20 protein-coding genes are annotated in these 24,954 nt (G+C 74.8%); 8 read left to right on the top strand and 12 right to left on the bottom strand.

The window, feature by feature from the left end:
* Positions 1-70 precede the first annotated feature (70 nt).
* The 3 genes from M8330_RS04125 to M8330_RS04115 are packed head-to-tail and all read left to right on the top strand — an operon-like array spanning position 71 to position 4,853.
* Positions 71-2,443, top strand: a complete 2,373-nt coding sequence (locus M8330_RS04125) for an arylsulfatase (RefSeq protein ID WP_250826302.1) — start codon at positions 71-73, stop codon at positions 2,441-2,443.
* On the top strand, positions 2,440-3,177 hold the full coding sequence (locus tag M8330_RS04120; protein ID WP_250826301.1) for a GAP family protein: 738 nt from the start codon (positions 2,440-2,442) through the stop codon (positions 3,175-3,177). The genes M8330_RS04125 and M8330_RS04120 overlap by 4 nt, the downstream gene beginning before the upstream one ends.
* 53 nt (positions 3,178-3,230) lie before the next feature.
* Complete coding sequence (locus M8330_RS04115) at positions 3,231-4,853, top strand: SulP family inorganic anion transporter (protein WP_250826300.1); 1,623 nt, start codon at positions 3,231-3,233, stop codon at positions 4,851-4,853.
* A 184-nt stretch (positions 4,854-5,037) separates the two neighbouring features.
* On the opposite strand, the gene M8330_RS04110 is transcribed toward M8330_RS04115, so the two are convergent.
* The 5 genes from M8330_RS04110 to M8330_RS04090 form a co-directional block, all read right to left on the bottom strand.
* On the bottom strand, positions 5,038-5,418 hold the full coding sequence (locus M8330_RS04110; protein ID WP_250826299.1) for an SHOCT domain-containing protein: 381 nt from the start codon (positions 5,416-5,418) through the stop codon (positions 5,038-5,040).
* Between the two features lie 111 nt (positions 5,419-5,529).
* The gene (locus M8330_RS04105) at positions 5,530-8,229 is read right to left on the bottom strand and encodes a LuxR C-terminal-related transcriptional regulator (protein ID WP_250826298.1); all 2,700 of its coding nucleotides are present in this window, start codon (positions 8,227-8,229) and stop codon (positions 5,530-5,532) included.
* A gap of 241 nt (positions 8,230-8,470) precedes the next feature.
* Complete coding sequence (locus M8330_RS04100; RefSeq protein WP_250826297.1) at positions 8,471-12,013, bottom strand: ATP-binding protein; 3,543 nt, start codon at positions 12,011-12,013, stop codon at positions 8,471-8,473.
* The gene (locus tag M8330_RS04095) at positions 12,010-12,807 is read right to left on the bottom strand and encodes a DUF4194 domain-containing protein (protein ID WP_250826296.1); all 798 of its coding nucleotides are present in this window, start codon (positions 12,805-12,807) and stop codon (positions 12,010-12,012) included. Before M8330_RS04095 ends, M8330_RS04100 begins: the two co-directional genes overlap by 4 nt.
* Positions 12,804-14,414 carry a DUF3375 domain-containing protein gene (locus tag M8330_RS04090; protein ID WP_250826295.1) on the bottom strand — a complete coding sequence of 537 codons (1,611 nt, stop codon included), beginning with the start codon at positions 14,412-14,414 and terminating at the stop codon, positions 12,804-12,806. The genes M8330_RS04095 and M8330_RS04090 overlap by 4 nt, the downstream gene beginning before the upstream one ends.
* 313 nt (positions 14,415-14,727) lie before the next feature.
* Here M8330_RS04090 and M8330_RS04085 point away from each other — a divergent pair, with 313 nt between their 5' ends.
* From M8330_RS04085 to M8330_RS04070, 4 genes are all read left to right on the top strand, one after another.
* Entirely contained in the window at positions 14,728-15,048 is a 321-nt protein-coding gene (locus tag M8330_RS04085) for a hypothetical protein (protein WP_250826294.1), read from the top strand.
* Positions 15,049-15,111: 63 nt separating this feature from the next.
* Positions 15,112-15,918 carry an SDR family NAD(P)-dependent oxidoreductase gene (locus M8330_RS04080; protein ID WP_250826293.1) on the top strand — a complete coding sequence of 269 codons (807 nt, stop codon included), beginning with the start codon at positions 15,112-15,114 and terminating at the stop codon, positions 15,916-15,918.
* An 80-nt stretch (positions 15,919-15,998) separates the two neighbouring features.
* Positions 15,999-16,967, top strand: coding sequence for an aldo/keto reductase (locus M8330_RS04075; RefSeq protein WP_250826292.1), 969 nt, complete (start codon positions 15,999-16,001; stop codon positions 16,965-16,967).
* A gap of 1 nt (position 16,968) precedes the next feature.
* The gene (locus M8330_RS04070) at positions 16,969-17,661 is read left to right on the top strand and encodes a DUF4396 domain-containing protein (RefSeq protein WP_250826291.1); all 693 of its coding nucleotides are present in this window, start codon (positions 16,969-16,971) and stop codon (positions 17,659-17,661) included.
* A gap of 60 nt (positions 17,662-17,721) precedes the next feature.
* Here M8330_RS04070 and M8330_RS04065 read toward each other — a convergent pair whose 3' ends face one another.
* Together M8330_RS04065 and M8330_RS04060 are read right to left on the bottom strand one after the other, a co-directional pair.
* The gene (locus M8330_RS04065; protein ID WP_250826290.1) at positions 17,722-18,270 is read right to left on the bottom strand and encodes a type 1 glutamine amidotransferase domain-containing protein; all 549 of its coding nucleotides are present in this window, start codon (positions 18,268-18,270) and stop codon (positions 17,722-17,724) included.
* A gap of 90 nt (positions 18,271-18,360) precedes the next feature.
* Positions 18,361-18,630: a metal-sensitive transcriptional regulator gene (locus M8330_RS04060; protein WP_250055341.1), complete on the bottom strand. Its 270-nt coding sequence runs from the start codon at positions 18,628-18,630 to the stop codon at positions 18,361-18,363.
* Positions 18,631-18,830: 200 nt separating this feature from the next.
* On the opposite strand from M8330_RS04060, the gene ilvD reads away from it, so the two are divergent.
* On the top strand, positions 18,831-20,681 hold the full coding sequence (ilvD, locus tag M8330_RS04055; RefSeq protein WP_250055339.1) for a dihydroxy-acid dehydratase: 1,851 nt from the start codon (positions 18,831-18,833) through the stop codon (positions 20,679-20,681).
* A 118-nt stretch (positions 20,682-20,799) separates the two neighbouring features.
* Here the strand turns inward: ilvD and M8330_RS04050 are convergent, their stop codons facing one another.
* The 5 genes from M8330_RS04050 to M8330_RS04030 all read right to left on the bottom strand — a co-directional run bounded on the left by M8330_RS04050 (position 20,800) and on the right by M8330_RS04030 (position 24,827).
* On the bottom strand, positions 20,800-21,201 hold the full coding sequence (locus M8330_RS04050; RefSeq protein WP_250055337.1) for a pyridoxamine 5'-phosphate oxidase family protein: 402 nt from the start codon (positions 21,199-21,201) through the stop codon (positions 20,800-20,802).
* 176 nt (positions 21,202-21,377) lie between these two features.
* Positions 21,378-22,187: an FAD:protein FMN transferase gene (locus tag M8330_RS04045; RefSeq protein ID WP_250826289.1), complete on the bottom strand. Its 810-nt coding sequence runs from the start codon at positions 22,185-22,187 to the stop codon at positions 21,378-21,380.
* Positions 22,184-22,747, bottom strand: coding sequence for an FMN-binding protein (locus M8330_RS04040; RefSeq protein ID WP_250826393.1), 564 nt, complete (start codon positions 22,745-22,747; stop codon positions 22,184-22,186). Before M8330_RS04040 ends, M8330_RS04045 begins: the two co-directional genes overlap by 4 nt.
* 5 nt (positions 22,748-22,752) lie before the next feature.
* Positions 22,753-24,180 carry a ferredoxin reductase family protein gene (locus M8330_RS04035; RefSeq protein WP_250826288.1) on the bottom strand — a complete coding sequence of 476 codons (1,428 nt, stop codon included), beginning with the start codon at positions 24,178-24,180 and terminating at the stop codon, positions 22,753-22,755.
* Positions 24,177-24,827, bottom strand: a complete 651-nt coding sequence (locus M8330_RS04030; protein ID WP_250055335.1) for a hypothetical protein — start codon at positions 24,825-24,827, stop codon at positions 24,177-24,179. Before M8330_RS04030 ends, M8330_RS04035 begins: the two co-directional genes overlap by 4 nt.
* Between the last annotated feature and the right edge of the window lie 127 nt (positions 24,828-24,954).

Below are 24,954 nucleotides of genomic sequence, written 5' to 3'. Positions count from 1 at the left end.
GCACCGGGAGCGCCGGGCTCGCGCGTGGACGAGGTCCGCCACCCGGCGTCCTCGCACCTCGGGAGACGAGATGAACCAGCCGTCCGACGCCGACCGCACGCACCTGCCCCTCCGCCGGGCCCGCCGGGTCGACGCGTCCCCCGCGGACCTGCCGGTGGACGTCCGGCACAGCACGCCGCCCCGGCCGGAGGCCCCGCTGCGTCCGCCAGCAGGGGCGCCGAACGTGCTCGTCGTGCTCATCGACGACATGGGGTTCGGCGCCAGCAGCGCCTTCGGTGGTCCCTGCGAGATGCCGACGGCCGAGCGGATGGCGGCGCAGGGGGTCCGGTTCACCCGCTTCCACACCACCGCCCTCTGCTCGCCCACCCGCCAGGCGCTGCTGACCGGTCGCAACCACCACACGGTGAACATGGGCGTCATCGCCGAGGTGGCGACCGCGGCCCGTGGCTACACCGGGGTCCGGCCCGACGACTGCGCGACGCTGGCGCAGGTGCTGCGCATGAACGGGTACAGCACCGGCGCGTTCGGGAAGATGCACCAGACCCCGCCCTGGGAGACCAGCCCCGCCGGCCCGTTCGACCGCTGGCCGACCGGCGAGGGCTTCGACCGGTTCTACGGGTTCCTCGGTGGCGACACGCACCAGTTCACCCCGGCGCTGGTCGACGGCACGACGCCGATCGAGCCGCCGAGGACGCCGGAGGAGGGCTACCACCTCAGCGAGGACCTGGTGGACCAGGTGATCGGGTGGACCTCGACGCTGGGCGCGCTCACCCCGGACAAGCCGTGGTTCGCCTACCTCGCCTTCGGCGCCACGCACGCCCCGCACCACGCTCCGCAGTCCTACCTCGACTCCTACCGCGGCGCGTTCGACCACGGCTACGACGAGCAGCGGGCACGGACCTTCGCCCGGCAGCAGGAGCTGGGGGTGGTCGGGCCGGACGCCGAGCTCACCGCACCCAACCCCCACATCCCCCTCTACGCCGACCTCGACGAGGACAGCAGGCGCGTCGGCAACCGGCTCTTCGAGGCCTACGCCGCCATGGCCACCCACGCCGACGACCAGGTCGACCGGCTCCTGCGGGCGTTGGAGGAGCAGGGCGTCCTCGACGACACGCTCGTGCTCTACGTCCTCGGCGACAACGGCGCCTCCGCGGAGGCCGGCGCCTTCGGCACCTTCAACGAGATGGCGTACCAGAACGACGTGGCCATGACCACCGCCCAGATCCAGGAACGCCTGGACGAGGTGGGCGGCCCCACGGCCTTCAACCACGTCCCGGCGGGCTGGGCGCACGCGATGAACACCCCCTACCAGTGGAGCAAGATCGTCGCCTCGCACTGGGGCGGCACCCGCACCGGCATGATCGCCCGGCTGCCCGGCCGTGTCCCGGCCGGCGAGGTGCGCCACCAGTTCACGCACGTCATCGACGTGGTGCCCACCATCCTGGAGCTCGCCGGGCTGCCGGTGCCCACCTCGGTCAACGGCATCGACCAGGCCCCGCTGGAGGGCACCTCGTTCCTGTACGCGCTGGACGACGCGGACGCGGCCGAGCGGCACCGCACCCAGTACTTCGAGATCGCCGGCAACCGAGGGATCTACCACGACGGCTGGACCGCGGTGACCCAGCACCTGCTGCCCTGGCCGGACCGCACCTACCCGGTCCCGGCGTTCGACGGTGACACCTGGGAGCTGTACGCCCCGGGCGACTGGACCCAGGCCCACGACGTCGCGGCCGAGATGCCCGAGAAGCTGCGCGAGCTGCAGGACCGGTTCCTGGTCGAGGCGGCCCGCTACCACGTCCTCCCGCTCGACGACCGTCAGCGCGAGCGGTTCGACCCCCGGGTCGCCGGCCGCCAGGACCTGGTGGGAGACCGCACCCGCATGGTGCTGCGGCCCGGGATGACCCGCCTGAACGAGAACACGGTGCTCAACGTCAAGAACACCAGCTTCCGGGCCACGGCCTCGCTCACCCTGCCCGAGGACGCCCCGGCCTCGGGCGTCGTCCTCGCCCAGGGCGGCGGGTTCGGCGGCTGGGTGATCTACCTGGACGCCGGGGTCCCGGTCTACGTCCACAACTTCGTGGGCCTGGAGCTCTTCACCGTCCGTGGCACGTCCGCCCTCCCGGCGGGCGAGCAGACCCTCGTCCTCGACTTCGTCTACGACGGCGGAGGGGCGGGCCGCGGCGGCACCGCCACGTTCCGGCTCGGGCGCGGCGAGGACGCCACGGTGCTGGGCAGCGGCCGGGTCGAGCGGACCGTCCCTGCCCTGTTCTCCTTCGACGAGGGCCTGGACGTCGGCCTCGACAGCCTCGACCCGGTCGTGGCGGGCTACCCCACGCCCCAGGGACGGTTCTCGGGGACCGTCCACCAGGTCGTGCTCGACATCGACCCCGGCGCCGAGCACGACGAGGAGATGGTCGTGCGCGCGCGGTACCGCCGACAGTGAGCACCGCCCTGGAGGTCCTCGGCGCGGTGCTCGCCCCGGCCACGGGGGTCGCGCTGAGCCCGCTGCCGCTGCTGGGGCTGCTGCTGGTGCTCGGCTCGCCCGGCGCCCGCGCGGGTGGGGTGGCCTTCGCCGTCGGCTGGGCCGCGGGCCTGGCGGCGCTGATGAGTCTCGTCGTGGTCGCCGGGAGCGGCTGGTTCGATCCCGGTCCTGGTTCCGGTGCTGTTGCCGGCGTGGACGGCAGCGAGCCCGGGGTGGCCGTGGGCCTGGTCACGACCGTGGTCGGCGTGCTCTTCTGGGTCCTGGCCGCCCGGCAGGTGCAGCACCGCCCCCGGCCGGGGCACCCGGCGGAGCTGCCCGCGGCCCTGCGCGGCCTGGCCTCCCTGCCCCCGCCACGGGTGGCGCTGGTGGCGGCGGTCCTCGGGACCGTGAACCCGAAGAACCTGGGGCTGACGATCTCGGCCGGCCTCGGCCTGGCCGACGTGCTCGCTCCCCCCGCCGGGCCCGGTGGGGCGGGTGCGGTCCTCGGGACCGGCGTGTTCGTGCTGGTGGGGTCCCTGACCGTCCTCGTGCCGGTCACCGCGCTGGTGGTGACCGGTGAGGCCGCGCAGCCCGCCCTCCGCGCGCTGCAGGCGTGGCTGGACGCGCACGGTTGGGTGGTCATGCTGGTGCTGTTCCTCGTGCTCGGCGCCCAGCTCGTGGGTGACGGCCTCCGCGCGCTGGCGGTCGCCTGGTGAGCCGGACAGCCGGCGCCGGCCGCACACCGACTCGGCGCCTCCGTGCGCCCGGCATGGCGGGCGGTGCCTGGCGCCCCGACCTCCTGGCCGGCCTGACCGTGTGGGCGGTGCTCGTGCCCGAGTCGCTGGCCTACGCCACGGTCGCCGGTCTCCCCCCGGTGGTGGGCCTCTACGCCGCCGTCCCGGCGCTGCTGGTCTACGCCCTGCTGGGCACGTCCCGGCACCTGGTCGTGGGCCCCATGTCCGCCACCGCCGCGCTCAGCGCCGGCATCGCGCTGACGCACGGCGACGGCACCGCGGCCGGCACCCTCGCGGTGGCCCTCACGCTGGCGCTCGTGATGGGCGCCCTGGGCTTCGTGGCGGGGGCGTGCCGGCTGGGCTTCCTGGCGGCGTTCATCTCCGAGCCCGTGCTCAAGGGGTTCGTCGTCGGCCTCGCGCTGACCATCCTCGTGGGCCAGGTGCCGGCCCTGGTGGGCGTGGAGAAGGCGGACGGTGGGTTCCTCGCCCGCGTCGCCGGCCTGGCACGCTCGCTCGGTGACCTGGACGCCGCCACCGCGGTGGTGGGGCTCAGCGCCCTCGCGGTGGTCCTGGTGCTGCGCCGCACGGCGCCGCGGGTCCCGAGCTCGCTGGTCGTGGTGGTGCTGGGCGTCGCCGCCGCCCTGCTGCTCGCGCTGGAGGACCACGGCGTGGCCGTGGTCGGGGCGATCGAGCCAGGACTGCCCGGGCCGGCGCTGCCGAGCACGGACCCCCGCGACTACCTGGACCTGCTCGGCCCCGCCGCCGGCGTCCTGCTCGTCGGCTTCGTCGAGGGTCTGGCCGCAGGCTCGACCTACGCCGCCAGGGACGGCTACCGGGTCGACCCGGACCGGGAGCTGACCGCGCTCGGCGGCGCCAACCTCGGTGCGGGGCTGCTGGGCGGGATGGTCGTCAACGGCAGCCTGTCCAAGACGGCGGTGAACGCGGCGGCGGGCGCCCGGAGCCAGCGCTCCGGCGTGACGGCGGCCGGGCTGACCGTCGTGACGCTGCTGGCACTGACCCCGCTGTTCGAGCCGCTGCCGGAGGCGGTGCTCGCCGCCGTGGTGATCACTGCCGTCGTCGACCTCGTCGACGTCGCTGCCCTGAGGCGGCTGTGGGCCGCCGGCGCAGCCAGCACGGCCACCGCGGCACGTGCCGACTTCGCGGGTGCCGTCGCCGCGCTGGTGGGCGTGCTGCTGCTGGACACCCTCCCGGGGCTGCTCGTCGGCGTCGGGGTCTCGCTGGTCCTGCTCCTCTCCCGCGCCTCCCGGCCTCATCTGGTCCCCCTCGTGCGTCTGCCGGGCGGCACCTGGGCGGACGCGGGACGCCACCCCTCGCTCGAGGAACCGGCCGGGGCCCTGGTGCTCCGGGTGGAGGGCCCGCTCTCCTTCGCCAACGCCGCGCACGTGCGGGACGGCGTGCGCGGGCTCAGCGAGCAGCGCGGAGACCCACCCCTCGTGGTGCTCGACGCCCGGTCCGTGGCCACGATCGACGTCACCGCCGCCGCCATGCTCGACCGGCTGGCGGAGGACCTGGCGCGGGCCGGCGTCGGGCTCCGAGTCGCCGGCGACCTCGGGCAGGTCCGCGACACCGCGCTGGGCGCCGGGCACGGTCACGGCCTGCTCGGCCGCTACCCCGACCCCGACGCGGCCCTGCGCTGACCGCGCCGGGCGGGACACGACACCGCCCCCGGGCGCGAGCGTCGTTGCTCGGCTCCGGGGGCGGTGGGGCAGGTGGCCCGGGGATCGGTATCCGAAGGGGGACGGAGGGGGTCGGTCCCCGGGCCGGTCGGTGGTGTGCCGGTCGGTGGTGTGCCGGTCGGTGGCGTGCCCGTCGGCGGCGCGGTCAGGCTGCCAGCACGCGCGCCTTGAGCGCGTCGAACTCCGACTGGTCGATGGCGCCCGACTCCAGCAGGCGGTGGGCCTGCGCGATCTCGTCGGCGGCGCCGCCCGTGCCCGCGACGCTGCGGATGTAGGTCTCGGCCTCCTCCTGGGCCGCGCGGGAGGCGGTGACGGTGCGCTCCGCCATCCCCGACCCGCGGGAGATGAGGTAGACCAGCGAGGTGATCAGCGGGAACAGGATCAGGCAGACGACCCACACCGCCTTCACCCAGCCCTTGGTCTGCCGGTCGCGGAACAGGTCGGTGATGATCGAGAACATCACCATCAGGTATGCGACGAGGGCGAATGCGATGAACATGGCCCAGAGGACGTCCAGGAACGACATGGTCTCTACTCCTCCTGTCGGTGGCCACGGTGGCTCGTCCGACACGACTCACCTTCGTGAGCGGCGCCCGCGGGTGGACTCACCCGCCGCGGGTGAACCGTGCCCGCGTGCTCAGAGCAGACCGGCGCGACGCGCCTCCTGCACCGCGTCGCGCCGCGAGGACACCCCCAGCTTGCGATAGACGCCGCGCAGGTGGGTCTTCACGGTGTTGACCGAGACCACCAGCGCGTCGGCCATCTCCTCCACGGTGGCGAGGGTGGGCAGCTCGCGCAGGACGTCCAGCTCGCGCTCGGTGAGGGGCACCACCGGCCCCACCAGCGGGCCGGAGCGGGCGAGCAGGCTCCCGACGAAGCCCTCGCGGGCACCCCAGCCGCCACGCCCCTCGCGGAGCAGCCCCAGGAGCAGCGGGCCCCCGAGGTCGAGCAGCGGACGCGGCAGGCCGAGGCGGTCGGCGACCTCGAGCAGCGCCCGGCAGCGTTCCCGGGCTCGGGCGTGGTTGTCGTCCTCGAGCTCCAGCCGGACCAGCAGCGCGGCGGCCTCGACCTGGGTGCCGGGCACCGCGCACGCCCGGGTGCCGCCGGCCACCGGGCCCAGCGCCGCGTGGGCGCGGCGACGCTGGCCGCGCAGCAGGTCGGCGGCCGCCACCGCGACGTCCACCTCCCCCACGTCGCCCAGGCGGTCGCGCAGCACGCCGATCGCCTCGCGGACGCGCTCGGGGCGGTTGGTGGCCAGCGAGACGTAGACCGACGCCATGGCGACGTAGACCACCGCCTCGGGGGCGACCACCTCGTCGAGCAGCGACTCCCACACGCGGTGCAGCCGCTCGGCGTCCACGGGCCCCCCGGCGTCGCCGTCCAGGCCCGCGACGGCCGCCAGCGCCGCGACGCAGAGCCGCACGGTGGCGTCGTGCCCGTCGTCCAGCATCTCCACGGCCAGCCCGGCGTGCACCCGCGCCGCGTCCTCGTCGAGGCGCGAGCGGGCAGCCCACCCGGCCAGCAGGTGCAGGTGGGCGGTGCGCCGGTGCCGCGACCAGCCGTGCCGGGACGCCACGGTCAGCCCCTCCCGCGCCGCCGCGGCGGCGCCCCGCGCATCCGAGCGGGCCGCGGCCAGCAGCGCGGTGGTCTCCTCGGCCGCCACCCGGGCCCCGGCCCGGTCGAGGCCCAGGGCCTGACGGCGCACGCCCACCAGCGCCCGCTCCGCCTCGTCGAGCCGCCCGGCGCGCAGCAGCGCGTTGACGCGGGCCAGGTCGTGCTGGAGCCGGACGTCGGGTCGCGAGCCCAGCGGCGCCACCGCCGGCGCGCTCACGCGAACGCCGACGACGCGCTCGAGGTCGGTGCGCAGCGCCTCGGTGAGCACCGCGAGGTCGTGGTCGTCACCGATGTCCGCGAGGTCGAGGCCGTCGAGCAGCACCCGGGCCTCGGCCGCGTGCCCCTCCTCGAGCAGGGCACGCGCCCGCACGCAGTGGGCCAGCGGCCCCGGCGTCTCCGCCGGCAGCACGGTCAGCAGGTCCTCGGAGCGCCCCTCGTTGACCAGCCGCGGGCCGATCTCCCGCAGCACCTCGCCCACCAGGTCGTGCTCGCCGGAGCGGACCGCGTGCCGCAGCGCCGCGAGGCCGGCACCGGGGTCGGCGGGGCCCGCGACACCGTCCGCGCCATCGGGGCCGTCGGCGAACCACCGGGCCGCGACCGCGTGCCGACGGCGCAGGTCCGCGAGGTCGGCGCAGGCGTGCTCGGCCTCCACGTGCGACCGGACCGCGGCGTGCAGGCGGTACCGCGGCATCGAGCCCACGCCACGGGAGACCAGGCAGCAGTGCGCGCTCAGCCGGTCGAGCAGCGCGCCGGCGTCGGCCCGGCCCGAGACCGCGACGAGCAGCGCGAGCGGCACCTCCTCGTCCACGGCCGCGGCGCGCAGGACGTCGCGCACCGGCTCCGCCAGCGGCTCGGGCCCGAGCCAGTCCGCCAGCGACGCGGTCACCACGTCGCGTCCGAGCAGCCGCCAGGCGTCGCCCGTCGGCTCAGGCAGGCTGCGGGCGGCCGCCTCGGTGCGCGCGAGCACCGGCCAGCCCTGGGTCTCCGCGAGGACCTCGTCGACCTGCTCGGGCCCCAGCGTCGGGCACACGGCCGCGAGCTCCTCGGGCGTGAACGCCAGGTCGTGCGCCGAGAGCTGCTGCAACCGACCGGCGACCGCCAGGTCGAGCACCGCGGGCAGGTCGGCCGGGCGGCGGCCCAGCAGCACGAAGCGCACCGAGCGGGGTGCCAGTCGCAGCAGGAGGTCGACCTGCCGGGTCGCCCCGTCGCAGGCCAGCCGGTGCAGGCCGTCGAGGACGAGGAGCAGCCCGGGGGCGGTGAGGGGGTCCTCCGCGCCGTCGGCCTCGCCCAGATCGGTACCGGTGACGCTGCCGATGGTCACGGCGTGCGCCCGCTCCAGGGCCCCGACGAGCCCCACCACCCAGGCGGTGTCGTCCTCGCCGGTGGGCAGGCCGAGGTCGGTGACGGCGGCCCGGTAGGCGGGCCCGGCCTCGGCGACCGCGACGAGGAGCCGTCTGGCCAGCAGCGAGGTCTCCCCCTGGGCGGCACCCAGGTCGAGCAGCGCGACGCTCCACCCAGCGCGACGGGCGCGGGCGGCCCACGCGCGGGCCAGCACCGACTTGCCGCTGCCCTGGGGCGCGGTGACGTGCAGCGCGCGGCACCGGGTGGCCCAGGACGCCCCACCGGCCAGCAGCACGTCGACGCGCGCCTCCAGCCGCGGGCGCGGCACCGTCCAGCCCAGGTCGACGGCCCCGGTCACCGTCCGCTCCGCCACCGACGTCATGCAGGCCCCCGTTCCGGGGCCGGTGCACCGCGGGGGCGATGGCACCACGGACCCCTCCTGGGCAGGAAGGTAAAGGACGCGGGCGCATACCCCGGCCCCCATTTCAGCCACCGGCGGTCCGCGGGAAGACCCTGCCGCTGGGCCCTGCCGCTGGGCCCTGCCGCTGGGCCCTGCCGCTGGACCCTGTCGTTGGGCCGGGGCTGCCTGCTCTCGGCCGCGGCCGGCCGGGCCTCGGTCCGCCTCAGTCCGTGCCGGGCGAGACCGGGGTGATCCAGGAGCGGTGCGTGGTGGGGTTCTTGGTGATCGCCAGGAGCTCGTCCATGTGCGGCTCCAGGCCCGTCACCTTGTCCAGCGGGACGCCGATGACGAGCTGGAAGCCGAGACCCTTCCAGGCCCGCACGGCGCGGCCGGCGAACTCCGAGTCGGCCTTGACGAAGCCCTCGTCGAGGAACACCGGGGCGAAGCGGGGCCGCGAGCGCAGCTCGTCGCCCAGCCGGAAGCGCAGGGCCGAGCCGACGATGAACGCCACCAGCTCCTGGCTCTCGCCGCCGGACTTCTCCCCCAGCGTCCGGTACGTCGCGCGCAGCTCGCCGGTGGCCGCGTCGAACCGCTCCGCGGAGATCTCCACGTGCCGACGCACGTCGAGCAGCCGGTCGCGGTCGCTGGTCTCCCCCGGCACCGCGGAGGGCCGCAGCTGGGTCATGAACCGCGCGAGGTCGGTGAACCGCTTCTCCAGGCCCGCCTCGTCCAGCTGGCCGGGGTCTCCGGCGGCCAGGGCCCGCAGGTCCTTGAGGAAGGCCCCCACGTGGGCCGGGGAGAGCCGGCGCAGACGGATGCGCAGGCGGTCGCCCGCGCCGCCGAACTCCAGCCGCCGCAGGATCGTGTTGATCGGCTCGAGCCGGTCCTCGATGTCCTCGACCGAGGAGCTCATGGCCCCCAGGAGCGGCACGAGGTCCTGGCCGGACCACTCGGTGAGGCGACGACGCCACTCGGCGCGGCGCTCGGCGAGACCGGTGCCACGCACCTGCTCGAGGATGCGGGCGTAGTCGGCGTACGAGGCGGCGCCGGAGCCGAGGTTCGGGCTGGGCCAGCGGGCCTGGTAGAGGCGGAACACCGCCGCGAGCTCGTCCTCGGCCCGCGACATCTCCGTCTCCGCCTCGGCCACGGCGTCGCGCAACCGGGCGGCCAGGCGCTGGCTGTTCTCGGTGAAGCGCGCGAGGTCGTCGGGGTCGGCCGGGGCCACCGCCGCGGTCATCTCCTCCCGCAGCGCCGCGTCCTGCTCCCCGGTGAGCACGATCCGGCCCGAGCGCTCGGTCGCCTCCAGCCGGTCGGCCACCAGGTCCTGCGCGTCGACCAGCTCGGCGTGCTCCTCGGCCAGCGTGCGGCGGCGCTGCTCGAGCGCGAAGCGGTGCTGGCGGGCCTCGTCGAGCCGCTGCTCGAGCTCGCCCACCTGTGCCTGGCGCACCTGGAGGTCGTCGTCGGAGCCGAGGATGTCGGCGCGGCGCTGCTCCAGCTCGGCGATGCGGCGCGCCGACGCCGCCACGTCCAGGTCGTCGAAGCGGGCGGCCACGAGGGCGTCGGACGCGGCCCGGCGCTGCTCGGTGCGGGCGGCCCGGCGGTCGATGAGCTCGACGTCGGCGTCGACGTCGCGCAGCTGCGCCTCCAGCGAGGTCAGCTCGGCGTCGAGGTCACCGAGGGCGTCACCGTTGGAGAAGCCGATGATCGGGCGCGGGTCGCTGCGCCCGTGGGTGCCGCGGCGACCGCTGCGGGTCTGCCCCGCCAGCGTCACCCGCAGGCCGGAGCCGGCGAGGCCGGAGGCCTGCTCGACGCACAGGGCGTTGCGGCTCGGCTCGCGCACGTGCCGTGCCACCCAGCCCGCGAACGGGGTGTCGGCGAGCACGACCTTGCCGGCCACGCGGTCGGGGTCGGCCTCGCCCGGCACGGGCAGGTCGAGCTCGGCGCCCTCGAAGACCAGGCGGCCGCGCAGGTGCAGCCCGTCGATGGCGCGGGAGAAGTCCGAGAGCCGGTCCAGCGGGACGAGCATCATCCGGGCCGTGCCGCCGAGCACCGTCTCCACGGCGGTGCGCCAGCGGCTGTGCTCGGGGGCCACGTCGAGCAGCTCCGCGACGTAGGGCAGGTCGCTCGGGTCGAGCCCGCAGGCGGCCGCCACCTCGTCACGCATCTCGTGCATGCGGGCGGGCACGCGTCCGCCGCGCACCTCCAGCGAGGCACGCTCGGCGCGCAGCTCGGACTGCCGCGCCTGGAGGGGGTAGCGGCGGTCGCGGACGGCGTCGCGCTCGGCGCGCAGCGCCTCGGACTCCTGCTCGGCGCCGGCGAGGCGGGCGCGGGCGTCGGACTGGAGCCGGGCGAAGGCCGCGGCGTCGTCCAGGGCGGCCAGGGGGTCCTCCCCGGAGCCGGTCTCCAGCGCCTCGGTGGCCAGCGGGCGCAGCCGCTCGGCCAGGGCGTCGCGCCGGGTCTCGCGGGTGGCGAGCACGGCCTGCTCCTGCTCGAGCGCGCCGGCCAGCTGCTGCAGCGTCCCGCCGCCTGCCCCGGTGTGGGCCTCCTTGGCGGCCTCGAGGTCGGCGGCCAGCGTGGCCTCGGCCGAGCCCGCCGTGGCGAGCTCGTCGGCGACCCGGGTGCGGGCCTCGCGGTTGGCCGCCACGCCGGCGTCCAGCAGACGGGCGTGGGTGCGCAGGAGCCACAGCCGCAGCGGGCTGTCGCCGGTGGCGGTGACGCCGTAGGCGTCGAGGTCGGCGCGGCGGCTGGTGGCTGCCTTGCGGCGCGACTCCAGCTCGGTGATGGGGCCCAGCAGCTCGAGCTTGGCCTCCTCGGTGCGCATCGCGTCGTAGGCGGCGTCGAGGTCGTCGAAGTGGGCGACGGCCCGGTCGGCGGCCGCGTAGGTCGCGGGCCGCTCCAGGACCATGTCCTTGTACAGCTCGTCGACGCTGCGCACCTGGTTGCCGGCCTGGATGCGGGCGAGCAGCCGCAGCGCCTTGGCGCCGTCCCCGCTCGCGCCGATACCGAGGCGGGCGTGCAGGACAGCGGAGAACTCCGCGTAGGTGCGGTGCACCCGGACGCCGGGGTAGAGCTTCTTGAGGCTGTTGGCGTGGAAGCGGTCGCCCACCGCGTGCTCGAGCGTGGCCAGCGAGAGCGGCGCCTCGAGGGTCAGCAGCTGCATGGACACGTCGGCCGAGCGGGTCGCGCGGCGACCGACGTAGTAGGTGCGGGCCACGGTGAAGCGGCCGCCGGAGTCGTTGCGGAACGTCATCGCCACCGCGCCCCAGGTGTCCACGCCCTGGCCGCGCAGCAGCCGCTCGACCGGCTTGCCCGTGCGCGGGTCGTCGACCACGTCGACGGCACCGCGCAGGTAGGAGAGCAGGTTGCGCTGGCCGACGCCGCGGGCGCGGCCGGAGACCGCGTCGTTGGAGGCCCCGTTGAACTTCGTGTCCGAGGGCATCATCAGCGCCGTGTAGGCGTCGAGGATGGTGCTTTTGCCGACGCCGGAGGCACCGGAGATCATCGTGGCCGCCGCGCCCAGCGGCACCCGGGTCAGGCCGGTGAAGCCGCCCCAGTTGACCAGCTGGAGCTCCTCGGCGCGCCACTGGGCGGTGTCGTCGCTGGGCGCCAGCACCACCTGGGAGTCGAAGAGGCCGTCGGTGGGCGGCGGGTCGCCCTCCCCGGCGTCCAGGGGCTCGCTCAGCGCGGGCTCGGCGGGGGCCGCGCCCGGCGCGGTGTCGTCGAGCGACTCCTCGGCCGTGCGCTCCTCGATGGTCTCGCGGGTCACGCCTGCTCCTCCCCGTCCTGGGTGGTCTCGCCGGTCTCCCGGATCTCCCCGGCGTCCGCCGGGACCTCGTCGGACTGCTCCTCGGCGGCCGGCTCCTCGAAGAGGTCGACGTCCTCCGGCGTCTCGAGCTGGGTGCCGTTGGCCTCACGCAGCGCGTCGAGCAGGTCCCGCAGCAGGTCGAGCGGGAGCAACGGCTCGACGGCCTCGCTGACCTCGAAACGCTCGTCCGAGCCCGTGGGGATCAAGAGCCCGGCCTTGGCCACGGCCAGCACCGCGTTGCGGGCACGGCGCTCGTCGCCGGCCACGTCGGTGGCGTGGGCGGGCCGGAAGCCCGCCACGTAGCGCAGCAGGTCCTCGCGGTCGACGTACACGCGGGCCTCGCCGCCGGTGGTGCCGGCGCGCAGCCGGTCCCGCAGGTGGACGAGGACGAGGGTCTCCTCCCGCGTCCAGGCGGCGTCGTGCAGCAGCGTGGGGAACCGGCTGCCGGTCTCGGAGACCGCCTGCCGCTTCCAGGCGACCTCGCGGTCGCGGTCGACGGCCAGCTCCAGGAAGAGGTCGGCCAGACGACCGCGGATGACCTGCTCGTTCTCCACCAGCACCGGCCAGTCGCGGGCGTGGGTGCGCGCCGAGACGAAGCGGTTCTTCAGCAGCGCCACCAGGCAGTGCCGCTGGGCGTACTCCAGCCCGCCCTCGTCGCCCTCCCACAGCGACACCGACGCCGTGTCCCGCTCGGCCTCCGGCTCGGCGTCGTCCCAGGCCTCCGCGCCGACCACGTCGGTCTCCGTGCTGGTCATCGGGCCTCCTCGGGCTGGTCGGGCTGGTCGGGCTGGTCGGGTGCGTCGTGGTGGTGGCCCAGGTCGGGGTCGGGCAGGTCCAGCAGCGGCACCTCGAAGGTGCGGGCCGTCCCGTCCGGCCGGACGGCGGCGTAGCGCTCGACCTGCACCGGTACCGGCACCGGCGGCTCGTCGACGCCGCCGTCGCTTCCTGCGCCCGGCGGCAGCGACGGGGGCCGCTCGGGCTCCCAGTCGTGCTCGGCGGCCAGGTGCAGCAGGCCGAAGATCTCCACCGGACGACGCAGGTCCTCCTCGAGGCCGGCGAAGACCTCGCCGAGCGTGCCGGCCGGGGTCAGGCCGCTCATCACGGCGTCGAGGCGCTCGCGCAGGCCGGCGATGCGGGGGCCGCCCTGGGCGACGAGCTCGGCCATGGTCACCGGCTCGGTGTCGGCGTCCTGCGCGACCAGGCGCTCGGGAGCCACGTCGTCGGCGGGGTCGAAGAACCGCTCGCGCAGGTGCTCGACGCCGACCCGGGAGGGCAGGAGCGGCACCTCGTGGGTGGCCCGGGGGCCGGTGGCGCCCATCCAGGTCGTCAGCTCGGCCTCGAGGTGCCGCAGCGTCTGCTCGAGCTCGCGGTCGCGCTCGGCGTCGTGGCTGACGATGTACTCCTTCAGCGTCGCGGTGACCCGCGAGCGCTGGGCCAGCACCCGGTCGAGGCCGTCGCGCACGAGGCGGACGGTGCCGCGCAGCTCCGCGCGCTCGGCGTCGCCGAGGATGCCGTGGGCCAGCGGGTGCTCGAGCAGCGCGGCGATGTCCTCGCGCAGCTGGGAGACGGTCTGGTCGTCGCGCAGCAGCGCGAAGGCGCCCTCGAACGCACGCCCCTCGTGGGTGGCGGTCATGAGGGCGTCGGCCCGGGCCAGGTAGTCGTCGATCACCTCGCCCGCGGGGCGCTCCTCGGCGCGGAAGGCGGCCAGGATCTCGGTGCGGATCGTGGCGAAGCGCTCCTCGACCCGGGCGAAGTCGGACGGCAGCGCCGAGACCAGGCTCAGGAGCTCGGTGAACCCCTCCGACATGTAGTCGCCGTCGGCGCCGGCCAGGTCGCCGCCGTCCACGAGCCGGTCGCGCTCGGCGGTGAGCCGCGCGATCTCCTCGTTGAGCAGCCCCACGCGGGCGCCCCGGTCGGGGTTCGCCTCGGAGTTGAAGCGGCGCGTGGTCGACAGGATGGTGGCGATCCGGTGCTCGCTGAGCGTGGCCCGGTCGCGGGTCAGGGTGGTGACCAGCTCGAGGGCCTGCTGGGCGTGGCTGGTGAGCGTGTAGACCTCGCGGCCCCGCTCGTCGAGGGCACGCACCAGCCAGCGGCCGCGCATCCAGCGCTGGCACAGCTCTCGGCCCGAGCCCGGCGGCAGCAGCTCGGCGGCGAGGTCGTCGCCGAGGGCGGTGCGGACCGCGGCCAGGTGCTCCTCGACCTGCGTGTGCAGCCGCGCGGTCTCGACCGGCCGGTTCTGGCGTCCGAACGCCTCACGGAAGAGCGTGATCACGACCGGGGCCTGCCGCTGGTGCAGGAGCGTCAACGTGGGCTGCGCGAACGCGTGCTGGACCCGTGCCAGCTCCGACGCCACGTCGCTCATCCGCGCTCCTCCCCTGCCGGGCCGCCCTGTCGAGCCGCCGCCGGGCCCTGCGCCCGGCCGATCAGCGGCCCAGCATCCCAGCACCCCTCGTCCCGGGCGAAACCCGCCTGGCCGTCACCTGGCCCGCGTGAACCGGGGTGGGGGTCCTGGACCATCGACCAGGGTCGCGTGACCTGCACGGACGGGACTCGCGGCGGACGCGGCGGGGCCCGCCGGCCCTCCCCGCAGGGGCCGACCCGGCGCGAGGGTGGCTGCAGTGAGCCGGCCGCCAGGAGGCGGCCGACGGACCACCCTCGACGAGCAGGAGCACACCATGGAGAGCGCCGGAGCCCTCGGCATGTACGACCACGTCCTCGCCCACTCCTCGACCTGGTGGGCCGTCTACCTCCTGGTCGTCGCCCTGGGGACCTTCGGGCTGATGGGCGCGTACCTTGCCGTCGCGACCCGCGTCTACACGAGCCAGACGCCCCGCACCGACGCGCCCGCCGCCGACGCGACCGCCGTCGCCCCGGCCGCGGAGAAGGCCGCGCTGCCCACCGCCACCCCCACCGGCACGCCCACCGGCACGCCCACCGGCACGCCCACCGCCACGCCCACCGCCACGCCCACCGTGGAAGAGCTGCAGCCGGTCTGAGCCCGCAGGGGGCACGCTCGCCTGCGAGGAGCCGTCGGTCCGGCACCGGTGAGGAGCAACGTCATGGACATCGTGGGAGCGACCGTCGTGGTGACCGGCGGCGCGGACGGCATCGGCCGCCGCGTCGTCGAGGCGCTGCTGGAGGGCGGGGCACGGGTGGCCGCGGTGGACCGCGGCGCCGACGGCCTCGCGCGGCTGGAGACGGACCTCGGGGTCGGTGACCGGCTCAGCACGCACGTCGTGGACGTGACCGACCGCGCCGCCGTCCTCGCCCTGCCGGAGCAGGTGGCCGACGCGCTCGGCCCCGCGGACGCCCTGGTCAACGTCGCCGGTGTCGTGCACGACTTCACCCCCGTCGCCGACCTCTCCTTCGAGGCGATGGAACGGGTGATGGACGTGAACTACTGGGGCACCGTGAACACCACCAAGGCCTTCCTGCCGGTGCTGGAGTCGCGGCCGGCCGCCGCCCTGGTCAACGTGGCCTCCCTCGGTGGGCTGGTGCCCTTCCCCGGGCAGACCGCGTACGGCGCGAGCAAGGCGGCCGTGCGGCTGTTCACGGAGGGCGTGCGTGCCGAGCACCAGGGCACCGGCCTCCACGTGGCCGTCGTGCTCCCCGGCGGCACGGCCACCGACATCACCACGAACTCGGGGGTCACCAGCGGCCCGACGGCGGACGCGGCCGACAGCCGCGCAGCGCGCTACCTGACCTCCCCCGAGGCGGCCGCGGCGAAGATCGTCGGGGCGATCACCCACGAGCGGCCCCGCGTGACGATCGGCAAGGACGCCGCGCTGGTCGACCTGCTCGGTCGGGTGGCACCGGCCACCGCGGTCGGTCTCGTGGCGAGGCTCATGCGCTCGATGCTGAAGTGACCCTCCGGCCGGGTGAACGGTCGCCTCTCCCGCGTAGCAGGATGACGAGGACAACCGTTCGTCACCTGTGAGGAGACATCGTGGAGACCACCCACCTCGGCAGCACCGGCCTGCGGATCAGCCGGCTGGCGCTCGGCTGCATGAGCTTCGGCGACAGCTCGCGCGGCGGGCATCCGTGGGTGCTCGACGAGGTCGCGGCCGGCGAGTACTTCCGCCAGGCCGTCGAGCTCGGCATCACCTTCTGGGACACCGCGAACGTCTACTCGGCCGGCTCGTCGGAGGAGTTCGTGGGTCGCGCGATCCGCGAGTACTCGCGGCGCGAGGACGTCGTCCTGGCCACGAAGCTGCACGGCAGGATGCACGAGGGCCCCGGCGGCTCCGGCCTCTCCCGCAAGGCCGTGATGGAGCAGGTGGACGCCTCGCTGACCCGGCTCGGCACCGACTACGTCGACCTGTACCAGATCCACCGCTTCGACCCCCTCACGCCGGTCGAAGAGACGATGGAGGCCCTGCACGACGTCGTGAAGGCGGGCAAGGTCCGCTACCTCGGCGCCTCGTCCATGTGGACGTGGCAGCTCGCCAAGCTCCAGACCGCCGCCCTGCTCGGCGGCTGGACGCCCTTCGTCACCATGCAGGACCAGTACTCCCTGCTCATGCGCGAGGAGGAGCGCGAGATGTTCGGCTACCTCGCCGACACCGGCATGGGCTCGCTCCCCTGGTCACCCCTGGCCCGCGGACACCTGACCCGCCCCTGGGGCGAGCAGACCTCCCGGTCGGAGAGCGACACGTTCGGCAAGACCCTCTACGCCGAGGACGACGCCCGCATCGTCGGTGCCGTCGAGAAGGTCGCCGAGGGTCGCGGCGTGCCGATGGCGCAGGTCGCCCTCGCCTGGGTGCTGCGCAACCCCGTCGTGGACGCCCCGATCGTGGGCGCCACCAAGCCCCACCACCTCGCCGACGCCGCGGCCGCCCTGGACATCGACCTCACCGACGACGAGGTCGCCCTGCTCGAGGAGCACTACACCCCGCGCCTCCCCACCGGCTTCTGAGGTGGGCGCCCCCACCTGGCTCGAGGCCGTCGCCTGGGTCCTGCTGGCCGGCGGTGTCGTCTCGGCGGCGGCGATCGGGGCCGACGTCGCGCGGGGCTATCGGCAGCACATGGCGATCATGGAGCTGGTCTGGCCGATCACCGGCCTGTACGCCGGTCCGCTCGCCGTGCTCGCCTACGCACGCTGGGGCCGACCGAAGTCGATGCGCTGGCAGCACGAGCACGGCGTCGACGGCCCACCGGAGAAACCCTTCTGGGCGAGCGTCCTGACCGGGGTGAGCCACTGCGGCGCCGGGTGCACCCTGGGTGACGGGGTGGCCATCGTCGCCGTCTTCGCCCTGGGCCTCAGCGTCGCCGGGCAGGAGATCTTCGCCGAGTGGATCGCCAGCTTCGTCCTGGCGCTCGCCGCCGGTATCTGGTTCCAGTACCGGGCCATCGCGCCCATGCAGGGGTTGGGCGTGAAGGACGGCCTCGTGGCCGCGGCCAAGGCGGACGTGCTCAGCCTGACCGCGTTCGAGGTGGGGATGATCGCCTGGATGGCCCTCGTCCACTTCGTGCTCGTGCCGGGCTGGGACCTGCGCCCCGACTCCCCGGTCTACTGGGCGAGCATGCAGGTCGCCATGCTCATCGGCTTCGCCACCGCCTGGCCGGCCAACGTCCTGCTGATCCGGCGCGGGATCAAGGAGGCCATGTAGGCCTCTCGCGACGACGCCCCCGGCACCACGTGAGTGCCGGGGGCGTCCGAGGATCGGGGATCAGGCGCCCGTGCTGCCGGCCCCGTGCGCGACGGCCTCGAGCAGGGCGTTGATGAACGCCGGCAGGTCATCGGGGTTGCGGCTGGTGATGAGGTTGCCGTCGGTGACGACCTTCTCGTCGGTCCAGGTGCCGCCGGCGTTGCGGACGTCGGTGGCCAGGCTGGGGAAGGACGTGAGGGTCCGACCCTCCAGGACGCCGGCCTCCACGAGGGTCCAGGGGGCGTGGCAGATGGCGGCGACGGGCTTGCCCGAGGCGACGAAGTCGCGGATGAATTCGACTGCCGCGGTGTCGAGGCGCAGGGCGTCGGGGTTGGCGACGCCGCCAGGCAGGACGAGGGCCGCGTAGTCGTCGACGGACGCCTGCGAGACGGTGCGGTCGACGGTCTGCTCGCTCGATCGGTCGAGGTGCTCGAACAAGGAGACGGTGCCGGCCTCGGGCGCCAGCAGCTCGGGGGCGTGGCCGGCGTCGGCGGCGGCCTTCCACGGGTCGGTCAGCTCGACGGACTCGATGCCCTCATTGGCGGTCAGGAACGCGATACGGGTGGTCATGACCGCGACGCTAGGCACGACGTCGGGGCACGCCGCAGGTCCGCGCGGGTGTCCTCGCGCGGGTGAGGGCTCCTCGGACGGGCCGGGGCCTCAGGTGAGCGAGAGGAAGAGCTTCTCCATCTTCGCCGCGTCCATCTCCGGCTCCTCGCCGTTGGCCTCGGCGGCCATGCACTGGCGCATGCCCGTGGCGACCAGGGCGAAGCCCGCTCGCTCCAGCGCCTTCAGCACCGCGGCGTACTGCGTGACGATGTCCTCGCAGTCGCGGCCCTCCTCCATCATGGAGACGACCTTGGCCAGGTGACCGTGGGCTCGCTTGACCCGGTTCAGCACCGGGACGATCTCCACCGGGTCGAGCTGCATGGCGGTTCCTCTTCGATCTGGCGTTTCCTCGGGCCAGGGCAGGTCATGCCCATCCCCCCATCAGGTCCCATTGTGCGCCACCACGTCAAGCCGCGCACACCACTCGCCGGGCCGCACGAGGCGTGTCACGGCGGCGCCCCGCACGTCCGCGATGCGACCACGGGTGGCCAGACCTTGACCGGAGGCGGAGACTGGGTCTCATGGCACGTCCCCTGCGCTCCGCCACGTCCACCATGGGCCGCAACATGGCCGGTGCCCGCGCCCTCTGGCGCGCGACCGGCATGACCGACGGCGACTTCGGCAAGCCGATCGTCGCGGTAGCCAACTCGTTCACCGAGTTCGTGCCCGGGCACGTCCACCTCCGCAACATGGGCGCCCTCGTCGCCGGTGCGGTCGAGGAGGCCGGTGGCGTCGCCAAGGAGTTCAACACCATCGCCGTGGACGACGGCATCGCGATGGGCCACGGCGGCATGCTCTACAGCCTGCCGAGCCGCGAGCTCATCGCCGACGCGGTCGAGTACATGGTGCAGGCGCACTGCGCCGACGCCCTGGTGTGCATCTCCAACTGCGACAAGATCACCCCCGGCATGCTGCTGGCGGCCCTGCGCCTGAACATCCCGACCGTCTTCGTCTCCGGCGGCCCCATGGAGGCCGGCAAGACGACCGCGATCGAGGGCGTCGTCCACGAGAAGCTGGACCTCGTCGACGCGATGGTCGCCTCGGCGAACGACGCCGTCGACGACAAGACCCTGGACACCATCGAGCGGTCGGCCTGCCCGACCTGCGGCTCCTGCTCGGGCATGTTCACCGCCAACTCGATGAACTGCCTGACCGAGGCCATCGGCCTCTCGCTGCCCGGCAACGGCTCCACGCTGGCCACCCACGCCGCCCGCCGCGACCTGTTCCTGGAGGCCGGCCGACTCGTGGTCGACCTGGCCAAGAGCTACTACGAGGACGACGACGAGAGCGTCCTGCCCCGCGCCATCGCCTCGCGCCCCGCGTTCGAGAACGCCGTGGCCCTCGACGTGGCGATGGGCGGCTCGACCAACACGGTGCTGCACCTGCTGGCCGCCGCCCGCGAGGCCGAGCTGGACTTCACCGTCTCCGACATCGACGCGATCTCCCGCCGGGTGCCGTGCCTGTCCAAGGTGGCGCCCAACAGCCCGAAGTTCCACATGGAGGACGTCCACCGCGCCGGCGGCATCCCCGCGCTGCTGGGCGAGCTGAACCGCGGCGGCGTGCTCAAGACCGACGTCCGCTCGGTCCACTCCCCCGACCTCGAGTCGTGGCTGGACGCGTGGGACGTGCGCGGCGGCAAGGCCTCGGAGAAGGCCGAGAAGCTCTTCCACGCCGCGCCGGGCGGGGTCCGCACCACCGAGGCGTTCTCCACCGAGAACGTCTGGGCGAGCCTCGACACCGACGCCGCCGAGGGCTGCATCCGCGACATGGAGCACGCCTACTCCGCCGACGGCGGCCTGGCCGTCCTGCACGGCAACCTCGCCGTGGACGGCTGCGTCGTCAAGACCGCCGGCGTGCCCGACAACTGCCTCGTCTTCCACGGCACCGCGCGCGTCTACGAGTCCCAGGACGACGCCGTGGCGGGCATCCTCGCCAAGGAGGTCGTCGAGGGCGACGTCGTCGTCATCCGCTACGAGGGCCCCAAGGGCGGCCCGGGCATGCAGGAGATGCTGTACCCGACGTCCTTCCTCAAGGGCCGCGGCCTCGGCCAGAAGTGCGCGCTGATCACCGACGGACGCTTCTCCGGCGGTACCAGCGGCCTGTCGATCGGGCACGTCTCGCCCGAGGCGGCCGGCGGCGGGCTCATCGCGCTGGTGGAGACCGGCGACCCGATCGAGATCAACATCCCCGAGCGGACGATCAACCTGGCTGTCGACGACGACGTGCTCGACGAGCGCCGCATCGCCCAGGAGAAGCGCGACCGGCCGTTCACGCCGGAGAACCGCGAGCGCTACGTCTCCGCCGCGCTGCGCGCCTACGCGTCGATGACCACCGCGGCCTCGGACGGCGCGTACCGCAACGTGCCGCTCTGATCGACAGCACCGCCCGCAGCACCCGGACGCCGGGTCGGCCTGACGCCCAGGCCGGCCCGGCGTCCGCCGTTCGTGGGGCGTCCGCCGTTCGTGGAGCGTCCGGTGGGCGTCGTCCGGCTCAGCCGGGCTGGTCGGTGACGCCGAGGAACCGTCCGGTGATCGAGCGCGGACGCACCGTCACGGTGACGGGGCGCGCCCCCTCCAGCCACGGCTCGGCGGACGTGACGGCGCCGGCGTCGAAGGACGCGCTGGCCGTGCCGCGCACCAGCACGCTCCACCCCGTCCGGTAGCCCTCGTCGATCGCGTCGACCTCGAGGGCCACCGGGCTGTCGTCCACCTGGGCGGTCAGCGAGGAGGTGGAGGCCGTGCGGAAGGTGATCGAGGTGCCGTCGACGGCGATGTTGACCGGCAGCACGGTCGGGCCGTCCGGGGCGTTCCAGGCCAGGCGTCCGACCTGTGTGCCCTCGATCAGCCTCCAGCACTCCTCGGCGTCCATCTCCACCAGCACGTGCTTGCCCATGCGCCTGCTCCTCCGTGGTCGCTGCGTCTGCTCGTCCACGGCCAGTCTGCTCCTCGACGGGTCCTGCGGCACGGGGTCGCAGGTCGCCGGAGGACCCGGCCCAGGACGGTCGGCCTCGGGACCTTCGCCCCTCCCCACCCTGCTGGTCGCGGCCCCTGCTGGTCGGGCCGGTGGGGTCAGCAGCCGTAGGGCTCCACGGTGCCGTCGCGCCAGATCACGACGCCCCGGCGGTCACGTTCGGTGAGCCAGGCGGGAGCGGCGGCGTCGGCGACGAAGCCCGCCGTGGCGTCGATGTCGGCCCAGGTGAGGCTCTCGGCCACCACGGTCACGGAGCCGAGCGAGGCCGGTACCGCGCCGGTGCGGGGGTCGACGAGGTGGGCACCGCGCCGGGAGAGCCCCGACGTGGCCAGGGCGCCGTCGCGCAGCGTGAGCACGACCTTCACGCGGCTCGGGTCCGCCGGGTCCTCGATGCCGATGCGCCAGCCGGGGCGCTGGGGGTCGCGGACCCGGCAGACCATGTCCCCGCCGGCCGACAGGCACAGGTCGGTGTCGGCGAGCTCGAGCAGGGGCCGCACGGCCCGCTCCACCGCCCAGCCCTTCACGACACCGGTCGGGTCGAGCCGGCCGAAGCGCTGGACGTCGAAGCGTCCCCCGGTGGAGACGCGCGCCCGCTCGCCGAGGTCGAGCACGTCGGCGACCTCGGCCGGGCACTCCGCGAGGGTGACCTCGCGTCGGTCGAGCCTGCTGATCCAGGAGTCCGCCTTCCACGTGGAGAAGACCTGGTCGGCCCAGCGCAGCTCGTGGACGGCCTCGCGCCAGGCCTGGTGGCCGGCCTCGGTGCCGGCCTCGCGGCCGCGCAGTGCCAGTGAGATCGGCATGCCCATCACCTGCTCGCTGGCGCGCCAGGTGGGCGGGCCGGCGGGGGTGACCGGGGCGGGCTGGGAGAAGGGCTGGTGGGAGTGCTGGGGAGCGGGGGTGGTGGTCACAGGTTGGCCTCGTCGATCGCGGACTGGAGGGAGCCGATGTAGCCCTGGGAGGTCACGGTGGCTCCGGAGACCATGTCGATGTCGGCGCTCTGCGCGTCGACGGTCTCCTGGATGAGGATGGGCAGTGCGTAGCTGTTGATCTCGACGTCGTGGTGGTCGCCGGCCGGGTACTGCGGCACCGACACCTCGGTGATCTCGCCGCTCTCCACGGTGATCTCGACCTGGACGTAGCCGTAGCGGGTCATGGTCGCCTCGCCGGTGAAGGTGCCGGAGACGGACGAGCCTGAGCCGGTGTCGGAGCCGGTGTCGGAGCCGGTGTCGGAGCCGGTGTCGGAGCCGGTGGACTCCGAGGGCTCGGCGCTGGGGACGTCGGTGGAGTCGTTCGAGGGCGGGGCGCCGGAGGAGTCGGATGAGACCCCCGGGTCGGTGCTGGAGGTGCCACCGCTGATGGTCGCGGCGTCGGAGGACGCGCTCAGCGAGCCGGCGGTGGAGGTGCGGTAGCCGAAGAGCAGCACCACCACGGTCAGCGTGGACAGCAGGGTCAGGACGATGCAGCGCATCGAGGTCACCACCGGAAGGTCTCGAGATGGATCTGGGACGCCGGGAGGCCGGCCTGCTCGGCCACCTCCCGGACGCGGCCCACCCAGGCGTCGGGGCCGCAGAGGTACAGGTCTCGCTCCAGCAGGTCGGGCACCCACGAGAGCAGCGCGGTGACGTCGTCCACCGCGCCGACCCCGACGGGCAGCCAGGAGTCGTCGTCGCGGCGACGCCCGGCGAGCGTCAGCACCTGGAGCCCGCGCTCGCGGGAGAGCACGTCCAGCTCGGCGGCGAACAGCGGTGCCTGGGTGCAGCGCTGCACGAGCATCGCCTCGCCGGGGGCGTACGACAGCCCCTCGGCGAGCGCCCGCAGCGGCGTGATGCCGACGCCTGCACCCATCAGCAGCACCTTGCGCCTCGTCCGCGGGCGAGCGGTGAGCCGGCCGTAGGGCCCCTCGACCATGACGCGGGTCCCGGGGCGGGCAGAGGCGATCGCCCGGCCGCCGTCCCCCTCGACCTTCACGGTGAAGCGCAGGCTGCGGCCGTCGGGGGCGGCCGAGAGGGAGTAGGGGTGGGTGCGGCTCCAGCCGCGGCCGGTGAGCAGACGCAGGCTCAGGAACTGGCCGGCCTCGACGGGCAGCCGGTCCATCCGGCGCCCGGTCAGGTAGAGCGAGACCAGCCACTCCCCCGCCCCTGCGGGCTCGCGGACCACCGAGGTGACCACCAGCCGGTGCCGCAGGGTGCGGTAGGCGGGCAGCCCGAGGCGCCACACCAGGACGGCGGCGGCGCCGGCGATCCACCAGCCCCAGAAGAAGACCTGGCGACCGGTCGACGCGAGCAGCTCCTGCCCGGTCCACAGCTGGTGCGGCAGCGCGAGGCCCGCGCCGAGGTAGGCGTAGAGGTGCAGCAGGTGCCACGACTCGTAGCGCAGGCGCCGACGGGCGAACCGCATGCTCGTGACCACGACCATGACCAGCGCGAGCGTGCCGGCGTCGGCCAGCAGGATGCCTGGGTAGTCGACCGTGAGGTCCCACAGCATCAGCGGGGTGGCCAGCAGGTCGCCCAGCGCGTAGCCCCAGGTGATGAGGACGACGTGGGCGAGCATCAGCGTGAAGGACGTGAACCCGACGACGCGGTGGATGCGCGCCAGCCGGTCCTGCCCGTAGGCGTGCTCGAGCCACGGCACGCGGGCCATGAGCACGACCTGGGCGAGCAGGAGGACGCTGGCCACGAGACCGGTCTCCCGGCCGAGCGAGACCAGGGCCTGCGTCGGCTCGGCCAGGTCGGAGACCCCGCCCCCCGCCACCCACCAGTAGGTGACGAGCAGCAGGCTCAGCCACAGGGCGGCCACGCCGGCGAGCCGCACCGCCTCGTCGAGGCGGGCGCGGCTGCCGGGAGGGACGACCAGCCGAGGGGTCTCCTCGACTGGTCGCTGGGGGGCGGGGGCGAGGCTCACGTGTCCGAGCCGTCCTCGGTGCTGCCGTCGGAGCCACCGAAGGAGCCGCCGGCGTCGCCGCCGGGGTAGCCCTCGCCGTCGGAGAAGTCCGGCCGCTCGCCGGGCTCGCCGCGGTCACCACGCTCACCCGTCGGGCGCTGGCCCCAGTCGCTGCTCGGGACGACGCCGGAGTCCTCGGCGGTCTCGTGACCGATCGCGAAGCCGACGCCACCGGAGGCGAGGACGACCGCCGCTGCGCCGCCGGCCAGGGCCGCCCTACGGGTGCGGGGGCCACGGTTCGACCAGCCCGTGCGGACGCGGTCGCGCCCCGCCCCGAGGCGTGCTCGGCCGGCACCGAGGCGCCCGCGCAGGCCCGCCGAGCGGGACGCGTGCTCCTCGGTCGACGCCTCGGACGCCGCAGCGCCGGCGGCCGCACCCGCCGCGGTGCCGGTCACGGGGCCGGCCCAGGTGACGGGCTGGACGGTGGTGGGCTGCTCGGTGGCGGGGGCAGCCGCCACGGGCTGGTCCTGCTCGGCGACCGGCTCGTCCACGGTGGGCTCCACAGCCGGCTGCTCCGGCTCGTGCGAGGCGCCGGCCGGGGCCGCAGGCTCCCAGCGGGAGCCGCTGGACAGCGGGCGGGTCTCGTCGGGGTCGGCAGGGTTGGTCACGGCGCTCTCCTTGATCGGGGACGCGCCCACTGTCGTGCGCCCACCTGAGCGCTGCGACCAGGAGGCCTGTGCCGGACCTGTGCGATCCCGGTGCCGCCCCACACGCCAGATATCGGAACGATCACGA

Origin of the sequence: Nocardioides bruguierae (assembly GCF_023656415.1) — a bacterium.
GTDB lineage: Bacteria > Actinomycetota > Actinomycetes > Propionibacteriales > Nocardioidaceae > Nocardioides > Nocardioides bruguierae.
This window is presented reverse-complemented; position numbering and strand designations above follow the sequence as displayed.

Bases quoted from the DNA above. Each gene is read 5' to 3' on its own strand.
- ilvD (WP_250055339.1), top strand. From the start codon at position 18,831: ATGGCACGTCCCCTGCGCTCCGCCACGTCCACCATGGGCCGCAACATG.
- M8330_RS04125 (WP_250826302.1), top strand. From the start codon at position 71: ATGAACCAGCCGTCCGACGCCGACCGCACGCACCTGCCCCTCCGCCGG.
- M8330_RS04115 (WP_250826300.1), top strand. From the start codon at position 3,231: ATGGCGGGCGGTGCCTGGCGCCCCGACCTCCTGGCCGGCCTGACCGTG.
- M8330_RS04060 (WP_250055341.1), bottom strand. From the start codon at position 18,630: ATGCAGCTCGACCCGGTGGAGATCGTCCCGGTGCTGAACCGGGTCAAG.
- M8330_RS04065 (WP_250826290.1), bottom strand. From the start codon at position 18,270: ATGACCACCCGTATCGCGTTCCTGACCGCCAATGAGGGCATCGAGTCC.
- M8330_RS04095 (WP_250826296.1), bottom strand. From the start codon at position 12,807: ATGACCAGCACGGAGACCGACGTGGTCGGCGCGGAGGCCTGGGACGAC.
- M8330_RS04105 (WP_250826298.1), bottom strand. From the start codon at position 8,229: ATGACGTCGGTGGCGGAGCGGACGGTGACCGGGGCCGTCGACCTGGGC.
- M8330_RS04090 (WP_250826295.1), bottom strand. From the start codon at position 14,414: ATGAGCGACGTGGCGTCGGAGCTGGCACGGGTCCAGCACGCGTTCGCG.
- M8330_RS04110 (WP_250826299.1), bottom strand. From the start codon at position 5,418: ATGTCGTTCCTGGACGTCCTCTGGGCCATGTTCATCGCATTCGCCCTC.
- M8330_RS04050 (WP_250055337.1), bottom strand. From the start codon at position 21,201: ATGGGCAAGCACGTGCTGGTGGAGATGGACGCCGAGGAGTGCTGGAGG.
- M8330_RS04080 (WP_250826293.1), top strand. From the start codon at position 15,112: ATGGACATCGTGGGAGCGACCGTCGTGGTGACCGGCGGCGCGGACGGC.
- M8330_RS04040 (WP_250826393.1), bottom strand. From the start codon at position 22,747: ATGCGCTGCATCGTCCTGACCCTGCTGTCCACGCTGACCGTGGTGGTG.
- M8330_RS04085 (WP_250826294.1), top strand. From the start codon at position 14,728: ATGGAGAGCGCCGGAGCCCTCGGCATGTACGACCACGTCCTCGCCCAC.